At 41.4% G+C, this 25,158-nt stretch carries 16 protein-coding genes and 1 tRNA gene; 5 read left to right on the forward strand and 12 right to left on the reverse strand.

The genetic code is table 11. From position 1 onward, the window contains the following. Positions 1 to 220 precede the first annotated feature (220 nt). From gcvP to JKG64_RS18740, 8 genes are all read right to left on the reverse strand, one after another. Positions 221 to 3,094, reverse strand: coding sequence for an aminomethyl-transferring glycine dehydrogenase (gcvP, locus tag JKG64_RS18705; RefSeq protein WP_210355778.1), 2,874 nt, complete (start codon positions 3,092 to 3,094; stop codon positions 221 to 223). Between the two features lie 286 nt (positions 3,095 to 3,380). Then, positions 3,381 to 4,970 (reverse strand): bacillithiol biosynthesis cysteine-adding enzyme BshC, encoded by a 1,590-nt coding sequence (gene bshC / locus JKG64_RS18710; RefSeq protein ID WP_210355779.1) that lies wholly within the window; start codon positions 4,968 to 4,970, stop codon positions 3,381 to 3,383. A gap of 126 nt (positions 4,971 to 5,096) precedes the next feature. Continuing rightward, a complete protein-coding gene (locus tag JKG64_RS18715) occupies positions 5,097 to 6,410 on the reverse strand; it encodes a nicotinamide mononucleotide adenylyltransferase (protein ID WP_210355780.1) in 1,314 nt (437 codons plus the stop codon). A 96-nt stretch (positions 6,411 to 6,506) separates the two neighbouring features. Beyond that, a complete protein-coding gene (locus tag JKG64_RS18720) occupies positions 6,507 to 7,049 on the reverse strand; it encodes an NUDIX hydrolase (RefSeq protein WP_210355781.1) in 543 nt (180 codons plus the stop codon). A 2-nt stretch (positions 7,050 to 7,051) separates the two neighbouring features. Then, positions 7,052 to 8,788 carry a phospho-sugar mutase gene (locus tag JKG64_RS18725; protein ID WP_210355782.1) on the reverse strand — a complete coding sequence of 579 codons (1,737 nt, stop codon included), beginning with the start codon at positions 8,786 to 8,788 and terminating at the stop codon, positions 7,052 to 7,054. 45 nt (positions 8,789 to 8,833) lie between these two features. Beyond that, positions 8,834 to 9,472 (reverse strand): hypothetical protein, encoded by a 639-nt coding sequence (locus tag JKG64_RS18730; RefSeq protein ID WP_210355783.1) that lies wholly within the window; start codon positions 9,470 to 9,472, stop codon positions 8,834 to 8,836. Positions 9,473 to 9,475: 3 nt separating this feature from the next. Next, a complete protein-coding gene (locus JKG64_RS18735; RefSeq protein WP_210355784.1) occupies positions 9,476 to 10,345 on the reverse strand; it encodes an SDR family oxidoreductase in 870 nt (289 codons plus the stop codon). A 33-nt stretch (positions 10,346 to 10,378) separates the two neighbouring features. Further along, positions 10,379 to 11,143, reverse strand: coding sequence for an enoyl-CoA hydratase/isomerase family protein (locus JKG64_RS18740; RefSeq protein ID WP_210355785.1), 765 nt, complete (start codon positions 11,141 to 11,143; stop codon positions 10,379 to 10,381). A 123-nt stretch (positions 11,144 to 11,266) separates the two neighbouring features. On the opposite strand from JKG64_RS18740, the gene JKG64_RS18745 reads away from it, so the two are divergent. Beyond that, entirely contained in the window at positions 11,267 to 11,794 is a 528-nt protein-coding gene (locus JKG64_RS18745) for an ExbD/TolR family protein (protein ID WP_210355786.1), read from the forward strand. 55 nt (positions 11,795 to 11,849) lie between these two features. Here JKG64_RS18745 and JKG64_RS18750 read toward each other — a convergent pair whose 3' ends face one another. Then, positions 11,850 to 14,498 (reverse strand): TonB-dependent receptor plug domain-containing protein, encoded by a 2,649-nt coding sequence (locus tag JKG64_RS18750; protein WP_210355787.1) that lies wholly within the window; start codon positions 14,496 to 14,498, stop codon positions 11,850 to 11,852. A gap of 74 nt (positions 14,499 to 14,572) precedes the next feature. Between JKG64_RS18750 and purD the strand changes: the two genes are divergently transcribed. After that, a complete protein-coding gene (purD, locus tag JKG64_RS18755) occupies positions 14,573 to 15,847 on the forward strand; it encodes a phosphoribosylamine--glycine ligase (RefSeq protein ID WP_210355788.1) in 1,275 nt (424 codons plus the stop codon). Positions 15,848 to 15,945: 98 nt separating this feature from the next. Beyond that, positions 15,946 to 16,017: transfer RNA gene (locus JKG64_RS18760), tRNA-Glu, on the forward strand. Between the two features lie 331 nt (positions 16,018 to 16,348). Here JKG64_RS18760 and JKG64_RS18765 read toward each other — a convergent pair. Next, on the reverse strand, positions 16,349 to 18,079 hold the full coding sequence (locus JKG64_RS18765; protein WP_210355789.1) for a RagB/SusD family nutrient uptake outer membrane protein: 1,731 nt from the start codon (positions 18,077 to 18,079) through the stop codon (positions 16,349 to 16,351). A 9-nt stretch (positions 18,080 to 18,088) separates the two neighbouring features. Continuing rightward, a complete protein-coding gene (locus JKG64_RS18770; protein ID WP_210355790.1) occupies positions 18,089 to 21,319 on the reverse strand; it encodes a SusC/RagA family TonB-linked outer membrane protein in 3,231 nt (1,076 codons plus the stop codon). Between the two features lie 397 nt (positions 21,320 to 21,716). Here JKG64_RS18770 and JKG64_RS18775 point away from each other — a divergent pair, with 397 nt between their 5' ends. Both JKG64_RS18775 and JKG64_RS18780 read left to right on the forward strand, forming a co-directional pair. Then, on the forward strand, positions 21,717 to 22,376 hold the full coding sequence (locus JKG64_RS18775) for a FadR/GntR family transcriptional regulator (protein WP_210355791.1): 660 nt from the start codon (positions 21,717 to 21,719) through the stop codon (positions 22,374 to 22,376). 48 nt (positions 22,377 to 22,424) lie between these two features. Continuing rightward, positions 22,425 to 23,615 carry an MFS transporter gene (locus JKG64_RS18780; protein WP_210355792.1) on the forward strand — a complete coding sequence of 397 codons (1,191 nt, stop codon included), beginning with the start codon at positions 22,425 to 22,427 and terminating at the stop codon, positions 23,613 to 23,615. A 48-nt stretch (positions 23,616 to 23,663) separates the two neighbouring features. Here JKG64_RS18780 and JKG64_RS18785 read toward each other — a convergent pair whose 3' ends face one another. Then, entirely contained in the window at positions 23,664 to 25,043 is a 1,380-nt protein-coding gene (locus JKG64_RS18785) for an MFS transporter (protein ID WP_210355793.1), read from the reverse strand. Positions 25,044 to 25,158 lie beyond the last annotated feature (115 nt).

Consider the following 25,158-nt stretch of genomic DNA (forward strand, 5'->3'; position numbering starts at 1 on the left):
GTAGACTTTCAACTACTTGATTTACAGATATAAATATGTTATTGTAAAAACACAATAATATTTGGTAGTCATTCGGCTACAAAATCACGAAATCCATCATTTTACAATTAGTTGCCATGCTACCAAAAAAAAGACAAGCTCTATTAAAACCATAACAGCCATATAACAAAAAAGCCGCACCATAAATGGTGCGGCTCATAACTATTTCTAAAAAACTAGACTACGCTTCTGCGTATTCTTCAATAGAAGGACAAGAGCAGATTAACGTTCTATCTCCTTGTGACTCATTTACACGTCCTACTGAAGGCCAGAATTTATTTGCTTTCAAATAAGGAAGCGGGTAAGCCGCTGTCTGACGCGAATAAGACCTATTCCACTCATCATCGATTACAACAGCAGCAGTATGTGGCGCATTCTTCAAAACATTATCTGTCTGATCAACCTCACCTGCTTCTACCGCAGCAATTTCCTGACGAATAGCAATCAAAGCATCACAGAATCTATCTAATTCAGGTTTAGACTCGGACTCTGTAGGCTCTACCATTAATGTACCCGCTACAGGGAATGATACTGTTGGCGCGTGGAAACCATAGTCCATCAAACGTTTTGCAATATCAGCGACTTCAATGCCAACATTCTTAAAGCCACGACAATCCAAAATCATCTCGTGCGCACAACGTCCATTAGCACCAGCATATAATACTGGATAATGACCTTCAAGACGCGCTTTAATATAGTTTGCATTTAAGATTGCCGTTTTTGTTGCCGTAGTCAATCCCTCACTACCCATCATAGCAATATAGCCATGGGAAATCAGAAGAATAGATGCCGAACCGAATGGCGCTGCAGAAACCGCAGAAATACCTTCCGGTCCAGAAACCTCAACTACTTTATGGTTCGGTAAGAATGGTACTAAATGCGCAGCCACACCAATTGGCCCCATACCTGGACCACCTCCACCATGAGGAATACAGAACGTTTTATGTAAATTCAAGTGACACACATCGGCACCGATCAATCCCGGGCTAGTAAGACCTACCTGAGCATTCATATTTGCACCATCCATATACACCTGACCTCCATTTTCATGAATGATATTACAGATCTCAATGATTGTCTCTTCAAATACCCCGTGCGTAGATGGATAAGTAACCATTAATGAATTAAGGTTTGCAGCATGTTCCTCGGCCTTTGCCTTCAGATCTGCTACATCAATATTTCCTCTTTCGTCGGTTTTAACTACAACAACCTTCAGTCCCGCCATTGAAGCAGACGCAGGGTTGGTACCGTGTGCCGAAGCAGGAATCAAACAGATATTACGGTGTCCTTCACCTCTGCTTTTTTGATAAGCATCGATAACCATCAGACCCGCATATTCTCCTTGAGCACCAGAGTTCGACTGGAAAGACATTTTTGCAAAACCTGTAATCTCGCTCAACCAATCATTCAACTCATTGATCAACTGCATATAGCCTGAAGTTTGATCAGCTGGAGCGAAAGGATGCAGACCGCCAAAACGAGCCCAAGTAACCGGAACCATCTCTGTTGTCGCGTTCAGCTTCATCGTACACGATCCCAGTGGAATCATCGAATGACAAAGAGACAAATCTTTTGCTTCCAACGATTTAATATAACGTAACATCTCATGCTCCGAACGGTAGCTATTAAAAATAGGGTGTGTCAAATAACTCGAAACACGCTCTAAGTCCGAAGGGATAGAACTTGATAAAGAATCTACAAGACTTTCCAGTTCAACATCACTTTGATGTTTTCCTTTTACTTTTGCAAATACTTTGACAATAGTCTGTATATCAGCAAATGTAGTCGTCTCATCGATAGAGATACCGACAACACCTTCGTTGTAGTAGAAATTCAATTCGTGGTTCACCGCCTCTGATTTCAACCCATCAACTTCATTACCTACATTGAAACGTAGCGTATCAAAATAAGTTTTATTCATTTGCTCATAACCCAATGACTGGATTGCTTTATCCGCCAACTTTGTTAGGTCATTAATACGAGAAGCAATATTCTTGATACCTTGTGGCCCATGGTACACCGCATAAAACGACGCCATAATAGCCAGTAAAGCTTGTGCCGTACAAATATTAGAGGATGCTTTATCACGACGTATGTGTTGCTCACGAGTCTGTAAAGCCATACGAAGCGCATACTCACCGTTTGAGTCAGACGTCACACCGATGATACGACCTGGAATATTCCGTTTATAGGCATCTTTCGTTGCGAAAAAAGCCGCATGCGGACCGCCGAAGCCCATAGGTACACCAAAACGCTGAGAGTTACCTACGACAACATCAGCTCCCCATTCGCCCGGAGGCGTCAATAGTGCTAAAGACATTAAATCAGCCGCCACACATACCGTAATATTCTTAGCATGAGCTGCCGCTGTAAAATTCTTATAATCTGCCACAGTTCCATCTGCTGCTGGATATTGAACGAAAGCAGCGAATACATCATCAGCAAGGTTAGACTCATTGATTTCTGCAATGCGTATCTCTACACCGAATGGTACTGCACGAGTTTGTAACACGTCCAAAGTTTGTGGATACACATTTGGAGAAACTAAAAATGCCTTTGCATCCTTATTCTTACGTGCACTGTACAACATAAACATTCCCTCAGCAGCCGCAGTTGCTTCATCCAACAATGATGCATTCGCGATTTCCAATCCTGTAAAATCTGAGATTACAGTCTGAAAGTTAAGCAAAGCCTGAAGACGTCCCTGTGCGATTTCAGCTTGGTACGGCGTGTATTGCGTATACCATCCTGGATTTTCGAAAACGTTACGCTGAATTACACCTGGCAAAATCACATCATAGTAACCCTGACCGATATAAGATTTGAACACTTTGTTCTTTTCAGCAATCTGCGCTACTTTCTCCAAGTACGCAACTTCACCCAAAGCGTTAGGAAGGTTTAATGCTTTTTTTGAACGAATTTGAGCAGGAACGGTTTGTTCAATCAACTCATCTAATGAACCTACACCTAAGAAACCCAACATTTCTTCTACCTGTGCAGCACGAGGACCATTGTGACGGTCCTGGAATTTTTCTTGGTAATATACGTTACTCATTTGCTTGATAATTGCAAGGACTATATGTAATTAACTCTTTGACAAACAATTTATTTATACGCACAAACGGTTTGTTTTTCGATGTGCAAAGATACGCTTTTTATAAGACTTTTTAAGGGTAGACCTATAAGCACTCACTTTTATAAATACATCAATCGATTGCTCTAATCATTAGGCATTGAATAAAAAACAAAGTGTTTCCATAAAAAATAGTCAACGAAACTGGCAGACTATTAATCTCTTTACAGACACCTTACTCAAGAAAGTTCTCCGAAGAAATACACGATCAATACAAAATCGTAAACTTGAATGCTAGTGGGTCAAAATGTTTGATCAAATCAGCTATTAAATCATCACCATATTTGACATATAAAACTGCAAAATTTTCAGTACGTTCTTGCAGTCCACCTCCAGGGAACAACTTTTCTTTAACCCGTTCAATCTGTAGCAAAGCATCCTGATGGTTCCTTTTATCGGCCTTCAACAACTTTTTTTCCAGATTATTAATAGCCTTTTTTAAACGAGCTTTGACAGCATCGGTACTAGGTCCCAAACTAGGGTCTATTTTATGTGCACGGAGCTTAATCTTTCCAAAAATTGCATTCAGCTCCATCCATTCATCTTTAAGGTGTAGCCGATGCGTTGTATGTCTTCTTACATATTCATTTTGAAGTGCAGTAGTAGACTTAAAAACACTTTTAAATGTAAGGTTCAATCTGTAGATTTTTCCAACGACATTATCTTCCGTAATCAGAGCTGAGTTCCGAGGCACGAGAATAGGAAAAGGAACACCATATTGATCAAAGTTCGCTTTTAGTTGAAGCCAATAGACAATCTCAGCACCTCCTCCTATATAAGCAAGATTAGGCAAAACCACCTCTTGGTACAGAGGGCGCATTACAACATTTGGACTGAATCGTTCGGGGTGCACTTCAATCTCTTCTTCCAGTTGCTTTGGTGTAAAATAAAGTCCTTGATGCAACACCTCAAAATCGCCAGACGCAGTTTTCTCGATACGCTCCCTAAACTCATCCGTTAAGTAAAAAAAGTTACAGGGACGCGCGTACACCTGAGCCGTATAGCCCTTCGATTCCAATAAGGAGGAAGTCTTAGAAATAGCCCCATAGCTTTTCTCTTGTAAAATATCTTCAGCAATAATTGGAGCATACAGACGCTTTAGCGCGACACAATCTGCATCCAAAATAACCAAGCCATAAGCTTTAAACAACTCATGCACCAAGACACGTGTAGCGTTAGCCAGATTCCGACCTCGCAAATAAGCCTCCTCAACGATCTGCACCAAACGCGCCGAATTTTCAGACAACCCCAACATTCCACAGTACTCCTTTACCACATCGGCCATAGAACTTGTGTCCATACGACCTGTTCCGGAGACCTTAGGCACATCCCAAGTTATCTTCTTGCCATATACACGGGTATTGTTTATTTCTTCAAAATCATGATCCTCCGTCGCCATCCAATACACAGGAACAAAATCCTTCTCTGGAAATCGCTCCTTCAAATCCTTTGCTAACCGGATAGCGGATGCAATTTTAAATATAAAATACAGAGGCCCAGTAAAAATATTGAGCTGATGCCCCGTAGTTACCGTAAAAGTACTATCCTTGGCAAGCAAATCGATATTCTGTTTCACTTCTCCAGCCCCTTCAAGCAATCCCTCATATTGCTGCAAGAGAACCTCAACCAACACCTTTCTGTGGGCAAAAGAAGATTTGAGTTTGATTTGCGCCTCAAAACCTTCCATATCCGGTTTATTACCGTAAAAAGGATCAAGACCTTCGTCTCCCGCCAGATACCCAAGTAATGTTTTAGAAAAACTATTCGTGTCCTTGTAATCGATATAGGTTGCCTTCATGTATTTAGAAAATATTATCCCTTAAACATCCAAGTTACATCTTTTTGAAAAAAGCAGAAATCCAAATACAAATTATAGCGAACATTTGACAATGCGCAATAAACCCGATCAAAGACAATATGTCCTTTACACCGTTTTAACGTACTTTTCGTCGTAATTTTCGATATCAATAATATAATGATTCTGAATCAGAAAATCATACAAAGGCTTGGCTTCTTCCGATACTTTCAGATTTTTAGTAGTTACAATCTTATTCTCCTTCTTATTCAGATAAGGATAAGCATATAACTTCACATTCTTACTGAACATGCCCGAGATATAAGAGAGTAGTTCGTTCGTATAGTTTTCCTTATTGTAATTATCTGAGTTGAATATATTACGCAAATTCGAAACGTTGGTTGCTATCCCCACATTTCTTGGCTTAAAAGTCTTGACAAACTCGGCCAAATGATTGTTCCGCCTGAAATTCGAGACCATAATGTTGTTTCCTGTGGAACAGAGTTCTTCAGCCCGTTGCGCAAAATATTGCAAATCTTCTCCTGTCAAATCGAGATCTTCATCCAACACATTTCCCATCAACACTTCAATAAGCACCACCGTATTTTCAGGATCTGCTGCTGTATTTTTCCGGAACTGCTCTACGGCAAGATTAAACAGGTCAAAGTTTGGCAATGACTTCTGTCTATACTTTGTCCGTAAGACAATTATATCCTTTTTATATAAAAAATCCTTGATCTGGGCGGCTTTACCATCTGGCCTAAATATCGCAGCATTCGCAAACCCCTTAGCAATAAGATATAAGTTCAAGAGACGCTCGTTTGCATTTTCAAACACAGGCCCACTTACCTTCACCAAATCAATTTCCACAGAGCCAACCGACAGATTATCAACCAGCGACTCTATCATTACCTGAGGATCCTGTGAATAATAATAAGCGGCAAAAACTAAATTAACCCCCAATATACCCAAGACCTTCGACTGCAAACGGTTATCACTATCCAACAATCTCACATGAATAACAATATCGTTCGTAGGCCCATCTATTTCATGTTGAAAACGAATACCCAACCAACCGTGTGGTTCATTTGTTTTGGTAAAATTAAGGGTAGTAACCGTATCTGCGAAAGCAAAGAAACGCTTATTTTCGTATTTTTCAGTATGTAGTCGCTCTGTCAGCAAGCTGAATTCATGCGATAACATCTTCGTCAGGCGCTCGCGGCTCACATATCGACCGGACTCCTCAACGCCATATATCGCATCACTAAACGCCATATCATATGCAGACATGGTTTTAGCGATAGTACCAGAAGCGGCTCCGGCTTCAAAAAAATTGCGGGCTACTTCTTGACCCGCACCAATTTCTGCAAATGTACCATAGATAGCTGCATCTAGGTTAATCTTTAACGCCTTCCGCTTTGTTTCGAATATCTCTCTTGCCATTTGGCAAAGTTAAGAAAATACAGCTAATTATTCGGCAAACACTTAACACCTCCGCACAATAGCCTAAAAAAGCATTTGACAAAAACTGAACTCGCATTATAGCAAGTTCAGTTTTCGCAAGGTATAGAACAACGCGGCGCTATGCAATGCCTGCCCAATTTTATTTTCAAACAGATATTCCTTAGCCTCCTCTACAGTCATTTCAACCACCTCAATATCTTCAGAATCATCCAATTCCTGCTCTTGCACCTTCCTTCCCCCCTTTAATAGATAGGTATAGGTCAGATTACCGCTCGTAGCAGGATTAGCGTACAACTTACAAACTTCCTCCACTCGATCAAACTCATAACCCGTCTCTTCTAGCATCTCCCTCACCGCGGCATCTTTAGGAGCTTCTCCTTCCTCAACAACTCCAGCAGGCAGCTCCAGCAGAATCTCATCAGCACCATGTCTATATTGCCGTACAAACAAAATATTTCCCTCCACTGTAATCCCTATCATATTGACCCAAGTAGGATATTCTAAGACATAGTATTCGTCCTTAACATTCCCATTTGGCAACTCCAACTTATCCACACGCAATGTAGCCCAAGGCCTCTGTATAATATATTTCGACTCCAATAGCTTCCACTTCTCCATCTCTAGCCCTTTACAATATCAGCCATTATACGTAACACCTTATTTTCTAATGCTTCAGACACTGCAGAAAAAGATGTCCGATCTGGCAACACCTCTTTCACCGAACAATAGAACTTGATCTTGGGCTCTGTTCCTGATGGTCGAGCAGATATTACATCTCCATCAACCGTTACAAACTGAAGAACGTCTGATTTTGGCAGATCAATTCGTGACCTAGTTCCTGTTAAGACATCATAGGCTTCTAATCTTTCATAGTCCCGGATCTCCTTAACAGCAATTCCCCCTAGCGACTCCGGTGCATTCTCCCTCAGGTCCACCATCATTTGCTTTATCTCCTCTGCTCCCGCTTTTCCTTTCTTCGTTAGTGAAATTAGTTTTTCCTGGTAAAACCCATACGCAATATATAGATCGATCAGCACATCAAACAGAGATTTCCCCTTCCCTTTAAAATAAGCCGTCATTTCTGCAATAAACGCACAAGAGTTGACCGCATCCTTATCTCGCACCAAATCTCCTATCAAAAAGCCATAACTCTCCTCTCCGCCCACCAGATAGTTTTCTTTGCCGACCAATCGTGTCATCACCTCACCGATAAACTTGAAACCAGTCAGTGTCTCATAGCATTTAACACCAAAACTATCACTGATCTCGCGGATTAGGTTTGTGGTCACAATAGTCTTTACACTATAATCATTCTCTTTCAACTCCGCTTTATCCTTCTTGGACGACAGCACATAGTAAACCAATAGACTGCCAATTTGATTTCCGTTCAACAACTGAAACGTTCCCTGAGGATTTTTCACAGCTACCCCAACTCTATCCGCGTCAGGATCAGTAGCCATCACCACATCCGCATCCAGCTCCTCTCCTTTTCGCATTGCGATAGACATAGCCTCTTCCTCCTCCGGATTCGGATATACGACCGTTGGAAAATTTCCGTCCGGTTTCGCTTGCTCCTCGACAATATGCACATTATTGAAGCCCCAAGCGCTCAACATCTTCGGCACGATAGTCACTCCCGTCCCATGGATGGACGAATACACAATTTTCAATCCCTGATTCTCTTTTACAGCCTCCGGGTGTATACTCAACTGGGTGTTTGCCCCTATATACAAGTCGTCAAATTCAGAACCCACCAAAGTGATATTTTCACTACGACGTTCAAATTTTATATCTGAAACAGAATGTATGGCATCAACTTCAGCAATTACATTCTTATCATGTGGAGCAACGAGCTGCCCCCCATCATTCCAATAAGCCTTATAACCGTTATATTCTTTAGGATTATGAGAGGCCGTCAACATAACTCCTCCCTGACAACCATAGTACCGTACCGCATAAGACAATACTGGCGTAGGCCTTAGTTCATCAAATAGAAAAACATGGATACCATTAGCAGAAAAAACATCGGCCACCAAATGACCAAAAACCTGCGAGTTATTTCTACTATCATAAGATACGGCTACCTTTATCTGTTGACCTAAGAACTCTTTTTTTAGATAATTTGCAAGTCCCTGTGTCGCCTTCCCAATCGTATACTTGTTCATCCGGTTGGATCCTACCCCCATTATCCCACGCAATCCACCCGTTCCAAACTCCAAATTCTTATAGAAGGAATCCACCAACTCCGTTTCCGCTCCACTATCAATCAGCCGCTGTACCTCAGCAACCGTATCCTTATCATATTCTGCCGATGTCCAACTATCAATGCGACTCTGCGTCTCTTTATCAAAAACCATTATATATTATTTTTCTAAAATCTTCTATTTATACGGCACACAAAACTAAGCATCACACCCTGCATACGCACGATCCAAAACCGTCACATACCAAGCCCCTTTATACCGCTGCACATGAAACACAAGAGGCACCTCCGAGGTTACAATGACGCGAAAACTTTCCGCTTCATTTTTTTCCAGTTTTTCCAACTGATCTTCTGAAAATAAATGTTGATCAAATTCTTTTTCAAAAGCGACAATATTTGACAATTGATTAGGGTGCGACGTTGTATCACAGAAAAAACCTAGCTTAGTCCACTTCTCTGTACCACAGTCAAACTCCGGTAGCTTTTCAAAAGTCAATGCATATCCATTTTTGATACCGGGATAGGGATAATACTCCGGGATAGCTTTAGTAAAGTCTATACTATCCACTTTTACAAAAGTATCTGAGGCTCCTGGTCGATATATCACAGTAAAGCCTAATTCTGGATGAATAAGCTTATTCAATTTGCTCCCATCCTTATTCTCGTAAGCTCGTACAAATCTTGTTATTACCTCAGAAAGCTCATTTCTCTCTTCTACCGTCACAGGCTGAACCTGCTCGACACTATCTTTTTTTTCCTCTTCCTGTTTCTTGTTTCCCTGTCCGCAGGAAGCAAAAAACAAAACAAACAACACCACAACAGCCGAAAATCTATACATAAATTACTTATTATTCTTTCTAATTGTACTTTCGATCATATCCCACATCTCTTCTGGCACGGCCTCCATACCGTTCATCTGTCCAGCTCCTTGTAGCCACTCACCCCCATCTATCGTAACCACTTCACCGTTTATATAACCCGCAAAGTCTGACACCAAAAATGCGGCCAAGTTAGCCAATTCTTGGTGATCTCCCACCCTTTTTAATGGAACCCGGTTCTTAAAATCAAACTTCCCTGCCAATTCGCCAGGAAGTAGCCTATCCCAGGCCCCTTTTGTTGGAAATGGCCCCGGCGCTATTGCGTTATGACGAATATTATATTTCCCCCATTCAGCGGCCAGCGACCTAGTCATCGTCAACACCCCACCCTTAGCGACAGCAGAGGGCACCACATAACCTGACCCCGTAAAAGCGTAAGTTGTCACGATATTCAGCACACTTGCAGGGATCTTCTGAGCAATCCAATATTTCCCAAATGTCAGCGTACAATTAGCAGTCCCCTTCAACACAATATCAATCACCGTCGAGAATGCATTTGCAGAAAGCCGCTCTGTAGGTGAGATAAAATTACCGGCAGCATTATTGACCAGTATATCGACCTGCCCAAACCTCGAGATACTACGCTCTAATAATTGTTCTACTTGACTGATCTCACGAATATCACAAGCTAATGCCAATACCTGATTGCCCGTTTTATTCTCTATTTCCCGTGCGGTTTCTTCCAACACATCTATCTTTCGGCTAGCTATCACTAGATTAGCTCCTAATTCCGAAAAATAACTAGACATTGCTTTACCGAGCCCGGTTCCTCCTCCCGTCACCACAATAGTCTTTCCCCGGAGGGCATCCTCTTTTAATGCACCTTTTATCATGATATATACATTTTGTCGGTTCTATAATTCCGTCTACTTCTTTTGCGTGAGATTGTCAATAATTGTTTTTAGAATCCCTCTTGTACTTGGTTTCCACCATTGTTCCAGCACCTGCTCTATCGCAACTTCTTCCCCTTGCTCCATTGCACGAATAAGCTCTCCCCTTAAATTCAGTTTCGTTGTCCTCCAGGCATTCTTTTCAAACTGCATCACCGACTTCAATCGTCTTATTGCAGCAGTCTGCACGCGGTCAAACGGGACAACTTCATCAACCAGCCCCACCTGACGCGCTTCTTCCGGCTTGAACAGACGCCCTTCCAACAAGCTCCGATAAGCGGCCCCTCGTCCTATCCAAAAACTGTAAAGCGTAAATATAGCCTCCGGAACAACTATACCTACAGGAACCTCATTCAGTCCCAAAATATAATCCCCTTCTATCATCACTCTATAATCACAGCACAAAGCCATCACACATCCGCCTGCCGGGCTATGCCCTGTAATAGCGGCTACCGACGGTTTCCCAAAAGCAACGAACACCTTAATAAGCTCCATAAATCTCATCCAAAACGCCCGCATCTGCCCTTCATCATACTCAAACAACGTAATCAGATCTAACCCAGAAGAAAAGAAACCTTCCTTACCAGACAATACAATCCCCTCGACCGAGGGATCCACATCCGCCTCCTGCAACGTCCGAATCAGCTCCTCTACCACATTTATGTCCATTGCATTAGACCGACCCCGATCCAACAAAATATGCAGAATATGATCTTCCTTCTTTGTACGTATATAATCCATAATTGCTCGCTTAAAATGATATTACAAGATAAGAAAATATTCTAGGCTTATGGAATAATTCAACAAGGCACATCATAAGAATAGAAACAAACTTATTATTTCACTTCTAAAATCTATCTGGATATGGCAGAATTAAACACAAAAATAGCGATTGATTCTAAGAGAAAAACTCGTACCCGCAAACAGGCTCCTGGCGTGGATTTGACCGCAATGGTTGATTTGGCTTTTCTACTCATCACGTTCTTCATGTTGACCACATCTTTAAATAAGCCCCATCAAGTCGACATAGCCATGCCAGACCAGACTCAAAACAACAAAACGGAAATGGATGAGAACCGCATAGTATCACTACTTATTGGTGAGGGAAATATCTTTTGGTATCATGGAGACTTTCAGCGTCCTCTTGCTGCTCCTACAAATATAGACCTAAGCACAACCAAGTTACGTCAGACCCTATTAGAGATGAAGAAACAAATTCTAGCCCTCACCCAAGGAAAAGATATGATTGTACTTATCAAACCTAGCAAACATGCACGTACTGCCGACCTTATTCAAACACTCGATGAGATGAAAATAACGACTATCGATCGCTATATGATAAGTAAAATCTCTCCATCCGAGGAGCAGCTTTTAACTGCTGCAATACCTTAAAAAAAAGTGTCCAATCGCCAACACAAATTACCGCGGCGTTTGGACACATCAAAAACTAGTCTACCTCAAACTCTACAAGTTTTCGTAATATCCTTCCACTCAAGTCCAATCCTTCCACAATGATCACATACCGTCCTTTACCATCAGCCGTAAAAAAATCAAACGAGGCCTTACCACTTTTGTCCGCTACGATATTGGGCTCCCAATGTATAGTCGTTCGCAGGTCCCGACTCAGTTTATTCCCGTCCTCAACATCATATACCGGCTTATAAAACTCCCGATTAACATGAAGACCTTGTGGCTGCACCGTCATAATTCCTTTAGGCACATAATTATTCATCGCCGATGTCCCTCTTTTTGAAGTGATGATCAATAACCCATTTCCACCATTAACCCCATAGATAGATGTATAATTCGCATTCCTCAACACTTCAACACTCTCCACATCATTGATATTAATCATAGATAGTTGATCCCCCTCCAGATACATACCATCCAAAACAATCTGCATCGGCACGTTCCCCCTCGTATTATAAGGCACTCCTCCGACAAAGGACACCCCCATCAATCGACCAGACAAGCACATATCCAATGTTGAACAGGTAGACAGCTCCTCACTTGTCAATACTTGATCAGCATTTCCCGGGCCGTTAAGGTTACTGGAATACTCCGATACTTTTTTCTTCGCACTAGCCCTTACAACAACCTCCTCTATAGCAATTGATTTCTCCATCAATCCTTGTCTTTCCAACTCTGCAAAAAACTGTTTGGACTGATTAATCTGATCTATATACATCGCATTGACATCCTCTATTTCATCTCCTCTATTTCTATTATCCCCCACCGAAGCCCTTTCTTCCTTATCTATAACGATATCTATATTATTTTTTCCTTTATTCGCGTCCCGAGCAGAGACTAAGAACTTGACACTGTCGGGAAACAAAAGATCGTTGAACTCAAAATACCCCTCTTCATTAGAAGTCGTATCTACAAAATTCATAAAATTCTTAGTCGAAATGAGCTGTACTTTCGCTCCTATCTCGGGTTTCGTCCGCCCTAACTTCTTCGTATATCCACTTATTTTCAAGGCCTTTTCTACATCATACTTTGGCTTCCTGTTCCCTTCCAGCTCTCCCCAATCGATATTTCTCCACCCTTGTGTCAACATCAACAAGTCCAAATCACGTGACCTGACCCCCTCAGAACCAAAATAATACCCCGGATTCTCGATATACCCATTGAGATCTGAATTCAACAACAACGTAGAAATAATATTCGGCGCTAGCGAGACGCTATCCTTAATCTTAGACAGATCAATAACAGATGCAGAAAAAGCACCAAACCGAATAGAATCCGAATCACTCCCCACACTCAGATCGACCTTCACACGCTCACGAGTCGTAAAACGCTCTTTATTCAAATGCAGAACCACAGGCAACATACTATTTAAATTGTAGTTGAAAAAAGGACGTTCTACAATAGGCTGAAAACGCTCATCCAAAACACTGATCGTAAGTACTCCAGTCGGCATCATCTTCTTGTCCACAGAAAAAACAAGCTCATCTTTACTCAACTTTTGTTTAGATACAAAAATCACTTCACTTAGATGATGTAGCACAAAGTAAACCTCCTTTTGGCTGACTAGATCTTTAGAAACATTCAACTGAGCAAAGACTTTACTTCCATTCTGATTATTTACCGTAATTGCGTAACCCGATGCATATACCGAAGGCATAGGCACATCTACCTCAGATCCATCTTCAAACGCTGCACGAGCGGCAACAGGAGTATCCGGCTGAACAAAAATGTATCCCGCTCCCATCCCCAGGCTGTTTGTCTCGATCACTCCTGCTGTATCCTTACCTATAGTAAAGGTTACCTTTGCTTTGATCCCCATTCCTTTGGGGTTTATCGCCTTCACAGCAATGTTATTAATTCTATCACCAAGCAATTTTCCTCCTTCAGGAAACAGCTGCACGCTGTTTGCCAAGGTTGGAGGTACAATTCTCAGGAGCTTATTTACGGGCAACTTCTCCAAATTATCAAAGCGTAACTTAAGGTACGCGTCTCCATACTTTTTAGAGAGAGCAATCAAGAGGTTTCCTTCTTCATCCGTATTTCCTCGCTTTCGCTCCACCGTTTCCCCTCCAGATAGCACCTCATATCTTAACTGCCTTTTCGCCAGGGGGAGTCCCGACAGACTCTTCAGCTGAATCGTATAAACATTATCTTTACCCTCCGTACGCACAGAAGTTTTCGTCATCACATTATCCGTGCGCCCATTTGTAATCTGTATCGTACGATCGTAAAAATATGCTTCATCCGCATTTCGCATCCAATTGGTATATGCCCTCAAACGGTAAGACCCCTCTGTAATGGTATCCTGAAGTTTAAAATCGCCCATGCCCAGCCCCATCACCAAAGGGATTGTCATTGAACTGACTGTTCTTTTTGCCCCATCAATCAATTCTACATAAGCAATACCACTATGGTTCGAGAACAGATTTTGTAACCCAATAGTCGTATATGCTTTAAACCAGATTGTTTCACCTGCTGTATACGCATACTTGTCCAAGTGCAGATAGAGCTTTTCCTGCGGATTACTTCTATGATATGTCTCCATATCCGTCAAAACCTTTTGGATATCTTGAGAATAAACACTACCGTTCAGTAACAGAACAAGGAAAACAAGGAGGAATCTCATATTCGTCTCAATTGATTTTTAAAATGTTAAGGAAAGATAACAAAAATTAAAGCATATTTCTCTAAGTTTGTGACATGAATATCTTAATTGTTGGATCAGGTGGACGCGAATCTGCCTTTGCCTATAAAATTGCACAAAGCCCTAAACTTACCAACCTTTACATTGCCCCAGGCAATGCAGGAACAGAACAATATGGTCAGAACGTAGACCTCAAGGTAACAGACTTTGAAGGAATAGCAGCTTTTGCTTTAGCAAATGCCATTACCCTTATTCTCGTTGGCCCAGAAGAACCGTTGGTAAAAGGGATCCACGATTTCTTTTTAGGAAGAGATGACCTCAAGCATATTGCCGTTGTTGGCCCACAAAAACTAGGTGCTCAGCTGGAGGGGTCAAAAGACTTCTCAAAAGAGTTTATGTTTCGACATAACATCCCAACAGCAGCCTATAAATCCTTCGAATTATCAAACCTTGAAGAAGGTTTAGCATACCTAGAAACACAGAAACTCCCTATAGTACTTAAGGCCGACGGCCTAGCTGCAGGCAAAGGAGTTTTGATCTGTGAGACATTAGAAGATGCCAAAGCTGAACTTACCGCCATGCTCGCAGAAGCCAAGTTCGGACAGGCCAGCTCTGTGGTTGTTATTGAAGAGTTCTTAAAAGGTATTGAGCTTTCAGTTTTTGTTTTGACAGACGGTGACTCTTACAAGGTTTTACCCTCAGCCAAAGATTACAAACGAATCGGCGAAGGCGATACAGGTTTAAATACAGGTGGTATGGGATCCATCTCCCCTGTTCCTTTTGCGGACGAAACTTTTTTAAACAAAGTAGAGGAACGTATCATCAAGCCTACGGTTGATGGTTTGAAAAAAGACAATATCCCTTACAAAGGTTTCATTTTTATCGGCCTCATGAACGTAGATGGCGAGCCTTATGTCATCGAATATAATGTACGCATGGGCGATCCTGAGACCGAATCAGTACTTCCACGCATCGAGTCTGACCTTGTAGACCTATTAGAAGGTGTTGCACAAAGCAACCTTTCCAGCCGTTCTTATACCTTGAGTCCAAAGACCGCGGTAACAGTCATGTTAGTTTCCGGAGGCTATCCAGGAGATTACGAAAACGGAAAAGTAATCAGCAACATCGAAAATGTAAAAGAGTCCATCGTATTTCATGCAGGCACCAAGTTGGTAAATGGAGAAGTTGTAACCGCAGGAGGCCGTGTTATCGCAGTGACGACACTCCAAGACGACCTATTTACAGCCTTACAGCAAGCAACAGCCGATGCTGGCCGTATCTTTTTTCAAGGCAAATACTTCCGCACTGACATTGGATTTGACTTGATTTAAAAAATAATATTTTAGCTTTCAGCACATTATGACCTTTGAGTGAAAATTATTTTGGATAATAGATAAAAGCGTCTATATTTGCATCACCAAAGCAAAAGGGCCCGTTCGTCTAGGGGTTAGGACGCCAGATTTTCATTCTGGAAACAGGGGTTCGATTCCCCTACGGGCTACGAAAAGCGACTTCAAAAGAAGTCGCTTTTTTTATGTTCAATGTACATAACAAAACTGGTTCAAAAACCATAAGATGATTGTAATTGCGATATAGAAACTTTTCATAAGATGAAAAATTAATTAATCGAATCTCAAACACTATCAGTGTCTCCCCCTCAATATTAAATCTTACAGTTGTAATCCACATCTAATTTTACATTAAGGAATGACCCTTCCAAACAATCAAACGGTATAAACAAAAAAAACTGAAGATGATTAAACACCCTCAGTTCTTTGTCAAATAGTATATATATATATATGACTTACATAAAAGTCAAGCACAAAAACAAGTTACCATTTAGGATTCTGTGTTAGCACCTCTTTATTTTTAGCAATTTCATTTGTAGGCAACGGCCATAAATAGTCTTTCTGTGGATCGAATTTACGCAAATTAGCTGGCTGCAAAACAATGTAGTTATCCTTGTCAACCGGAGTATTTGCGGACCAGTTTGCAGCTTTGTATTCTAAAAAGAAGTAACTTCCCAGCAATGGTTTTACCATTTCAACCTCAGCGGTTTTCCAACGTATCAAATCCCAATAGCCCATACCTCCCTCATAAGCAAGCTCTACTCTTCTCTCTCTACGTATTTCATCTTGCATCTTCAAGCCATTATCATTTACGAATGCATTACTTAACGAAGGCATGGCTGCATATTCAGGCTCTTCCAGAGTTCCTATATTCACTTCCGGAAGACGTTTACGCAGTACATTAATAGTTGCATTCAACTGCTCATCCGTGATCACCCCATCCAATTCATACACCGCCTCTGCATAATTCAACAACACCTCTGCATACCTCAACACTGGTCTGTCGATAAAAGAACGTTGTGTCTCGAAATATTGCGCATTAGCATATTTTCTAATATTAAACCCTGTACGCTGCAATGTTGGATTCGGAACCGAATACTTTCCGGTCCCCTTAAACTCATCGCCCGATTTAAAGAGCGTAAAGCCCATTCGAGGATCTCTCATGGAGAAGTATTCCATATGTTTCATCTGCGCATTTGGCGCAATGTAGTAGGAAGATTTTTTGGCTGGCAGCCCATCTATCATAAGGTAATTGTCCACAAAGTTTTGCGTAGCACCGATATTTCCTCCTTCATAATACCGTTGAATGGGAGTGATTAATATACTATTCTCCAAATTAATCCCATACTGTTTTACAATGATGTTCTCTTTATTTGCTCTACCCTCTCCCGCTTCCTGGAACAAATTATAGTAGGCCTCATTACTCACCTTACCATTTTCACCTATTACAGGCGTACTGAAAACAGCATGCTCCTTCGAATCTATAACTTGTCGTGCCGCATCTCTCGCTATAGTTAGATGCTTTTTGGCATCACCATAGCCATGAAATTTGGCACGTGTACCTTCAAACAACCCCACTCTAGATTTGAATGCCAAAGCAGCCGTCCTCGAAATCCGACCGTAATCTTTCGCAGAAGACAGCTGATCTGCTGATCTTAATGTCGCAATTGCATAGTCAAGATCGTCATAAATCAATTGAAGAACTTCCTCTCTTGTCGCCCTAGCCTTAAAGATGTCCGGATCTGAAACTCCCATTGTCTTTGTGATAATCGGTACACCACCAAATCGCTTAAACATTTCGAAATAGAACCAGGCTCTAAAAAAGCGTGCCTCGGCGACATACCAATTTACTAACTTCGCATCTGCTCCCTTTGCAATCACCTCTGATGCTTTTTCAATCAATTTATTAGCTTGATAAATATTGCTATAGTCATAATCAGTAGATGTTGCTGGTGCTACTCGCGAGCCGTCACTTGTTGAATTTCCCTTGTCATTTTGGTAACCATCCACTCCCCAATTGTCCATTTCTACATCAGCTGTCGCCAACCCCGGCAATTTAGTATAAAAGTAATTTGCTACAAGACGGACATCTTCAACAGAGTTCCAAAAATTATCATCGCTAACGGTATTCTCAGGATACCGATCTACTTCACAGGATGATAGCTGTGTCACCAAGGCCAAGCCAAGCAACACTTGTATACTTATATTTTTCATTATATATATTTAAAAATCAATATTTAAGCCAAAAGAATAGGTTTTCGCAAACGGATAAGGTGATATTTTATCATCCTCGGGTTTCATCTCAGGATCAACAACGCCCTTAAAAATACCCATTGCAGAAACTGTAAATAAATCTTCACCAGAAAGATAAAATCTAACCCTAGAAAAAGGCAGTTTAGCAAAGGACTCTTTTCTAAGCGTATAACCTAGCTGAACATTTTTCAAGCGCGCATAAGCACCATTGAGAAACCATTTGTCAGAAGCCACAAAATTATGATTACCCGATAAGTAAGGACGTGGAAAGGCAGCATCTCTATTATCTTCAGTCCAATAATCAGTATGGAAACTCATCGGCAGATACCAAGAGTATAAAGCTGGCTGGATCAACTCATTACTAGGCTTAAACTTCCGCTTTCCTATTCCCTGTACAAACATGCTAAAGTCAAAGTTTTTGTAACCAAGATTAATATTCAAACCATATTGATATCGCGGATTGATATCGCCAAGATAAACCATGTCTCCCGTATCTTCTAAAGTACCTTTTCCGGGGCCAATCATACCGTCTCCGTTTACATCAACGTAACGTACATCCCCTAATCCAGGTACATTGGTTACATTTACAATCCTCTCATAGCTTGGTGCCGCAGCTAAATCTGCCGCCGTCTGAAAATATCCATCAGTCTTATAGCCCCAAATCGAATTAAGAGCATAACCTTCTACAAAACCTTCTCGTTTGCCATTCACTCCTGCTTTGACAACATCACTGGCACCTCCAAAGTAGATAAGTTTGTTCTGATTATCGGCCACATTTGCGGTAACACTATAAGTAAAATCCGATCCAATTTTATCCTTATAGTTTAATGAGAGCTCCCAACCCCAGGTTTTTAACCGACCATCGTTGGATTTGGGCACATCGATCCCTATCGTAGCAGGTAGGCTAACACTGACCAACATATCATTATTCAACTTGTTATAATAATCAAAGCTTCCAGATAGCCTCCGATTCAACATTGAAAAATCGAGACCTATATTTCTAGTTTCAACCGTTTCCCAACTTAATTCTGTCGCAGGTATAGATCTTTGATAAAGATAGGCCTGTTGTACATCATTCAAAATCAGATTAACTGTTGTTGTGCTAGAACGCTGAGGATAAAGCAAACTTAGGTAATCAAAATAACCTATTCCTACTTGGGACCCCACCTTACCCCAAGACACACGAGGTTTCAGTTCGCTCAAGATATCAGAAGACACACTGAACCAGTCTTCTCTCAAAATATTCCAACCTGCCGAGAAAGAAGGAAATGTCTTCCTTCTCGTTGATTTTGACAATCTCGAACTCTCGTCATTACGTACAGTAGCCTCAAACAGATATTTCCCTTTATAATCATAGTTCAACCGACCAAAATAAGACTGCATCGCCTCAGACGCATCCACTTGATTATGAGACTTATTAGCCGGGTCTGACGTAAAATTAAGGCTCGGATTATCATTTACATAAAGATTACGTGTAGAGGCCGATACATATTCGTAACGGAAATCTAAAAACTGATAGCCACCCATAACTTGAAAATTATGATTATCTGCAACCTTAAAATTATAATCTACAATTGCCTGATAGTTTTCTTGAAGAGTCTTATAATTTGTGATAGAATAGTTGTTCGGGTTATTTTGATAACTTGGAAAAGTCTTATTAGGTCCTGAATAATAGGTCACCGTTCGACGAAAATCGCGCTTCTGCTCCCCTATATCTTCGCGACTGTACATCAAACGAACCTGAAGCCCATCTATAAAATTAGCAATTGTAGCAGTTACATTATTGGAAAAGTTGCTCTTTCGATTACGATCAAATCCTCCATCACGCAGCAACGCATAGCCTAATGCTGAGGATGTCCCAGACCTGTAATAAGTACCATCTTCGTTCAACAGAGGAAATCGTCCCCTTGATGAAAAAAATTGTCTCAATATCCCATTACCACCACCATCAATGCCGTAACCTCCAGTAGTAGGATTATCGTTAGCTTCATTGATGTAAGAGCTTCTAAGATCCAATTTTAAATATTTGTTCAGCTTAGCCGATAGATTCGCCCTCGCATTCCACCGGCTGAACCGATCTTCTCCTACCTTGAAAACACCATCTTGTGTCATATTACCAATAGAAGTCATATAATTAACACCCTCTGTACCACCGCTCATCTGTAGGTTATTATTATACATACCGTATGAATCGCGGATTACATAATCCAGAATATTCTCTTGATTATATGTCAGCCATTGCTTATCCGCTCCCTCAACAAAAGTTGGCCCGTTGACTGCGCGGTCAAGGTCTACCTCAAAGTACTCCGGTCCTAGACCTGCATTTGCACGAGCCAGGTTCATATAATTCATCTCATCGATCAAGGAGAGTCTATTCGGTATGTTGGCCGCCCGCTGAAAAGCAGTATTATTGGAGAAAGCGATACGCGTCTTCCCTGCGACACCTCCTTTGGTTGTTACAAGAAGTACGCCACCAGCTGATTGTGCTCCATATATCGCAGTAGCCCCACCATCTTTTAATATGCTTATATTCTCGATATCATTAGGGTTTATCGCTAAAAAAGTAGCAGCCGTACTCACCACCCCATCAATAACATACAGCGGATCTGCATCTCCATTTGCCGAAGTCGCTCCACGTACCTGTAAATTCAGCCCCTGCGCTCCCGGCCTTCCCGAATTCCGAGAGATGACCAAACCGGGTGCAGCACCTTGGAGCATATTCGCAACCGTCGGAGAAGGTCTGTTCTCAAGGGTCTCTTTACTAACCTGAGAAACTGCTGTCGTAAGATTAGTCTTTTTCTGTCGTCCATACCCAACGACTACAACCTCATCCAAAGCCCCATCAACCTGCGTCAGTTGTACCGTAACTCCATCGATTGCAGTCACCTCTTTAGATTCAAATCCGATATATGAGAAAGTAAGTATCCGTGTTGATCCTCCTACCGAAATAGCATATTTCCCATCTTTATTGGTCTGTGTTGAGTTCTTACTTCCCTTTTCTGCGACCGTTACTCCAGCCAAAGGCTTACCGTCCATATCAGTAACTTTACCTGATATAGTTTGCTGTATACCGACGACATAGCTGTTGCTTTCTCGATTCTCGGCATGTAGATGAATCGCTGAGAAAGAGACCACCGTACATAAGAGAACCGATTTCCACCTCATTTTATGTAGGCCAGTACTGTTTAATTTTCTGTTCATATGTTTATTAATTAATTGTATCTCCTAGTTCCTTATTCGATGTACCCTCCAAAAAGAATCGTGAAAAACTGAACACTTTTAGAGCACTTCTATCTAAGCCTTATAAATATTCATTCCTCAAACGGGCTCTTCAAATTCCTTCTAAATACATGGGTACCTCACTGGGTTATCATCGCTAATTCAGGTCAGCCAAAATCAATAGTTCTTAGCTAGATCATCTACTGTAGATTCCATCTTCAATGATCTAAAGTAACATAGAGAATTCATCATAAGAGAACATTAATTTAACGCAAACGATTGTTTTATTCACGAAAACGATATAGTCTATCACAAATAATTTGAAGTAACAGAGCTCTACATATCAATTATTTTTTTACATTTGCAATCATCAGATGATATGACGAAAATGATTATACAAAAAAAATCACTCGCGCAAGAGGTTGCAGATACTTTACAACATAGTATCGAGCGTGGTGCTTTTGCGATCAACGAAAAACTCCCTACGGAGCCTGAGCTAATGCAAAAATTCGGTGTAGGTCGCTCCACAGTACGTGAAGCCATCAAGTATTTATCCCAATTAGGCTTCGTCAACGTACAGCAGGGGGTTGGTACTTTTATTATCAGCCATAGCAGCAACAGCATTCTCGACGAAAAAATCGAACGTGCTGACTTTGCCGATGTCTTTGAGGTAAGACAACTCTTAGAGTTAAAAATAGTGGAAAAAGCGGCATCCAATAGAACTGCAGCTCACTTAAAAAAGATGAAAAAAAAGTTGGCCGAACGCAAGCAATATGGCGAAAGTGGCGATATTTTACTTTGTATCAATGCAGATATAGAATTTCACATCGCAGTTGCAGAAAGCTGTGGCAATACCATTCTCTATCAGCTTTATAAAACCATGTCAGCACATGTAACTAAGTTTTTTTCAACCCTCTACAAAGACACAAGCACCTTTACCGAGTCACAAAATATTCATGAAGATCTTTTACAGGCCATCAGTGATAAAGATGCAACAAAGGCTTCAAAGATTGCATCAAAAATAATTGGGAGAATTTAATTTTTTAAACCAACTCATCAGATGACCTGATGAATATTAATATTTTATATGTCCACTATATCAGCAAACAAAACAGTATACCCTATACTCTTTGCCATTAGCTTTTCGCATTTGCTAAATGACTTAATGCAATCAGTTGTACCTTCAGTATACCCCTTATTAAAACAAAATTACGGACTTACGTTTACACAGATTGGGATCATAACGTTAATTTTTCAATTGACTGCTTCCGTTCTTCAGCCCTTTGTCGGATCTTATACCGACAAAAAACCCAATCCTAGATCCCTAGCTATCGGCATGATCTTTTCACTCTCGGGACTACTGTGCTTAGCTTTCGCCTCCAATTTCTATCTTATTTTAACATCCGTCAGTCTCTTAGGAATAGGTTCATCCGTTTTTCATCCAGAAGCTTCCCGCGTAGCCCATTTGGCCTCTGGTGGCCGTAAGGGGCTTGCTCAATCTATATTCCAGGTTGGTGGCAATGCAGGTAGTGCTATCGGCCCTCTTCTGGCTGCACTTATCGTTATTCCTATGGGCCAAAATTACATCGGTTGGTTTGGCACTTTAGCTATAGTGGGCATGTTCATTCTGACCATTGTAGGCAATTGGTATCAGCAAAATATGATCGTTAAAACCGCAACCGCAGGCACGAATCAAGTCGCTCAACAACAGACCCTGTCTAAAAGAACCGTCACTGTATCCATCGTCATCCTCCTAGTACTGATCTTTTCGAAATACTTCTATATGGCTTCGATGACAAGCTACTTCACCTTCTTCCTTATCGAAAAATTTGGTGTTTCAGTACAGCAATCCCAAATATATCTTTTTGTATTCTTAGCGTCTGTTGCCGCAGGTACGATTTTAGGAGGTCCTTTGGGCGACAGATACGGCCGTAAGCTGATCATCTGGATATCCATTCTAGGTGCGGCTCCATTCACGTTGCTATTGCCTCACGTAGGTCTTACGGCGACCGTTGTACTAGCCGGAATTATCGGATTGATTATTTCTTCGGCTTTCTCAGCCATTCTAGTTTATGCCACAGATCTTATTCCCGGTAAAGTTGGAATGATTGCAGGCCTATTCTTTGGCTTTGCTTTCGGTATGGGAGGCATCGGTTCCGCTGTTCTAGGTTGGTTAGCTGATCGTACAAGTATAGAGTATGTCTTCTCTATCTGTGCTTTCCTGCCCCTTATCGGTATAGTTACAGGTTTTTTACCCAATATAAAACGAAAAATATAATACATAAAAAAGAGAGCCGGTTTAAAACCGGCTCTCTTTTTTTATGTATTATGAACTCGCAAGAGTTCTTCCCCTTTCGCCTCGCGCCAGATATAATAATATAATGACACTAATCAACGCATACAATGCTAAAAGACTAAGGCTTAAATTCCCCACTGCCCACTCCGAAGGAAGCAACTCATTCAGCACCGTCATAAATGACAGCCCGATTCCTCCTCCTAAGAAATAACTCGTACTCGTCAGACTTGATACCACTCCATAGTTGCCAGGATCTACGTCACGAATACTCAACACCGCCATACTGGTAAAACAGAAAGTAATACCTATCCCTGAGATACAAGCAGCCCCCACCAACACCAAAGGCAACGGATGTCCAAAATAAAGCGAGCTCCATAAAACCAATGCTCCTCCCAACATAAAGGACCAGCCTAATACGCCCATCTGCGCCGAATTGAACCGGCTGGACACAAAAGGAAGCACAAATTTCGCAATCAATGCCGACAGCACACTAAATGGAACCAACATCAATCCCGCCGCCGCCGCACTATGTCCCATATCACTCTGCAACATCAAAGAGATCAGAAACAAGAATCCAATAAAAAAAGCTCCCTGAATAAAGAACACTAGATTCGATATCACGACAGAAGGATGGTTAAATAAACTCAACCTAATCAGGGGTTCGTCGACGGTCTTCAACCTATAGATGACGATTCCCAACAAGGCTAGCCCTCCCAAAAGTGCGCCAACAACAATCAACGGGTTTTCTTCGAAATTTGTTAATTCATGTGAGCCATAGGCTATACCTAACAATCCCAGGACCAATAGTACAGCTGACAATGTATCCGTCCGGGACGACCTCGTACTCACTTCATCTTTTGGGATATAAAAGTATGCCAGAATCAATGTTACGGCTAGAATCGGCACATTGATCAAAAACACCCAATGCCAACTCAAATAGGTACTCAACAAACCTCCTATTGACAGTCCACTGCCAGATCCAATAGCAGCAAAAGAACTAAAAACACCTATAGCCCGGTTACGTTCCTGTGTTTCCCGGAATGTATTAGTGATAATAGATGACGATGCAGGCATAATAAAAGCTGCTCCCAATCCCTGCAATGCCCGGAATACCGCCAATGATTCAAAAGAAGTAGACAGACCTGCCCCCAATGAAGTCAGCATGAATACCAGACCTCCCCACAAAAACACCTTCTTGCGACCCTTTTGATCAGACGTCCGTCCTCCGATGATTAAAAAACCACCAAACAGAAGAACATACAACGTTTGCAACCACTGCGCTTGCTCCACTCCAATATGGAACTGCTCCTGTATAGAGGGGATAGTCAGATTTATGATCGCGATATCCAACGCTTCTACAAACGTAGCAACCGACGCTATTATTAAAATAAGGTTCTTCCGCAACTGCATATATTTATTTTTTCGGCAAAGGTACTCTTTATACCACAAACGAGGAATAGCCCAACTATATTTAGAGCAAAACGAAGAACACAAAGTCTAAGAAGCATAAAAATGGATCTTATAT

This window comes from Sphingobacterium tabacisoli, assembly GCF_017908035.1.
GTDB lineage: Bacteria > Bacteroidota > Bacteroidia > Sphingobacteriales > Sphingobacteriaceae > Sphingobacterium > Sphingobacterium tabacisoli.

Coding starts and splice junctions, on each gene's coding strand:
- JKG64_RS18740 (WP_210355785.1), bottom strand. CDS start 11,143: ATGGATTATATACGTACAAAGAAGGAAGATCATATTCTGCATATTTTG.
- JKG64_RS18735 (WP_210355784.1), bottom strand. CDS start 10,345: ATGATAAAAGGTGCATTAAAAGAGGATGCCCTCCGGGGAAAGACTATT.
- JKG64_RS18780 (WP_210355792.1), top strand. CDS start 22,425: ATGTCCACTATATCAGCAAACAAAACAGTATACCCTATACTCTTTGCC.
- bshC (WP_210355779.1), bottom strand. CDS start 4,970: ATGAAGGCAACCTATATCGATTACAAGGACACGAATAGTTTTTCTAAA.
- JKG64_RS18765 (WP_210355789.1), bottom strand. CDS start 18,079: ATGAAAAATATAAGTATACAAGTGTTGCTTGGCTTGGCCTTGGTGACA.
- JKG64_RS18720 (WP_210355781.1), bottom strand. CDS start 7,049: ATGGAGAAGTGGAAGCTATTGGAGTCGAAATATATTATACAGAGGCCT.
- purD (WP_210355788.1), top strand. CDS start 14,573: ATGAATATCTTAATTGTTGGATCAGGTGGACGCGAATCTGCCTTTGCC.
- JKG64_RS18775 (WP_210355791.1), top strand. CDS start 21,717: ATGACGAAAATGATTATACAAAAAAAATCACTCGCGCAAGAGGTTGCA.
- JKG64_RS18750 (WP_210355787.1), bottom strand. CDS start 14,498: ATGAGATTCCTCCTTGTTTTCCTTGTTCTGTTACTGAACGGTAGTGTT.
- JKG64_RS18725 (WP_210355782.1), bottom strand. CDS start 8,788: ATGGTTTTTGATAAAGAGACGCAGAGTCGCATTGATAGTTGGACATCG.
- JKG64_RS18715 (WP_210355780.1), bottom strand. CDS start 6,410: ATGGCAAGAGAGATATTCGAAACAAAGCGGAAGGCGTTAAAGATTAAC.
- JKG64_RS18785 (WP_210355793.1), bottom strand. CDS start 25,043: ATGCAGTTGCGGAAGAACCTTATTTTAATAATAGCGTCGGTTGCTACG.
- JKG64_RS18730 (WP_210355783.1), bottom strand. CDS start 9,472: ATGTATAGATTTTCGGCTGTTGTGGTGTTGTTTGTTTTGTTTTTTGCT.
- gcvP (WP_210355778.1), bottom strand. CDS start 3,094: ATGAGTAACGTATATTACCAAGAAAAATTCCAGGACCGTCACAATGGT.
- JKG64_RS18745 (WP_210355786.1), top strand. CDS start 11,267: ATGGCAGAATTAAACACAAAAATAGCGATTGATTCTAAGAGAAAAACT.
- JKG64_RS18770 (WP_210355790.1), bottom strand. CDS start 21,319: ATGAACAGAAAATTAAACAGTACTGGCCTACATAAAATGAGGTGGAAA.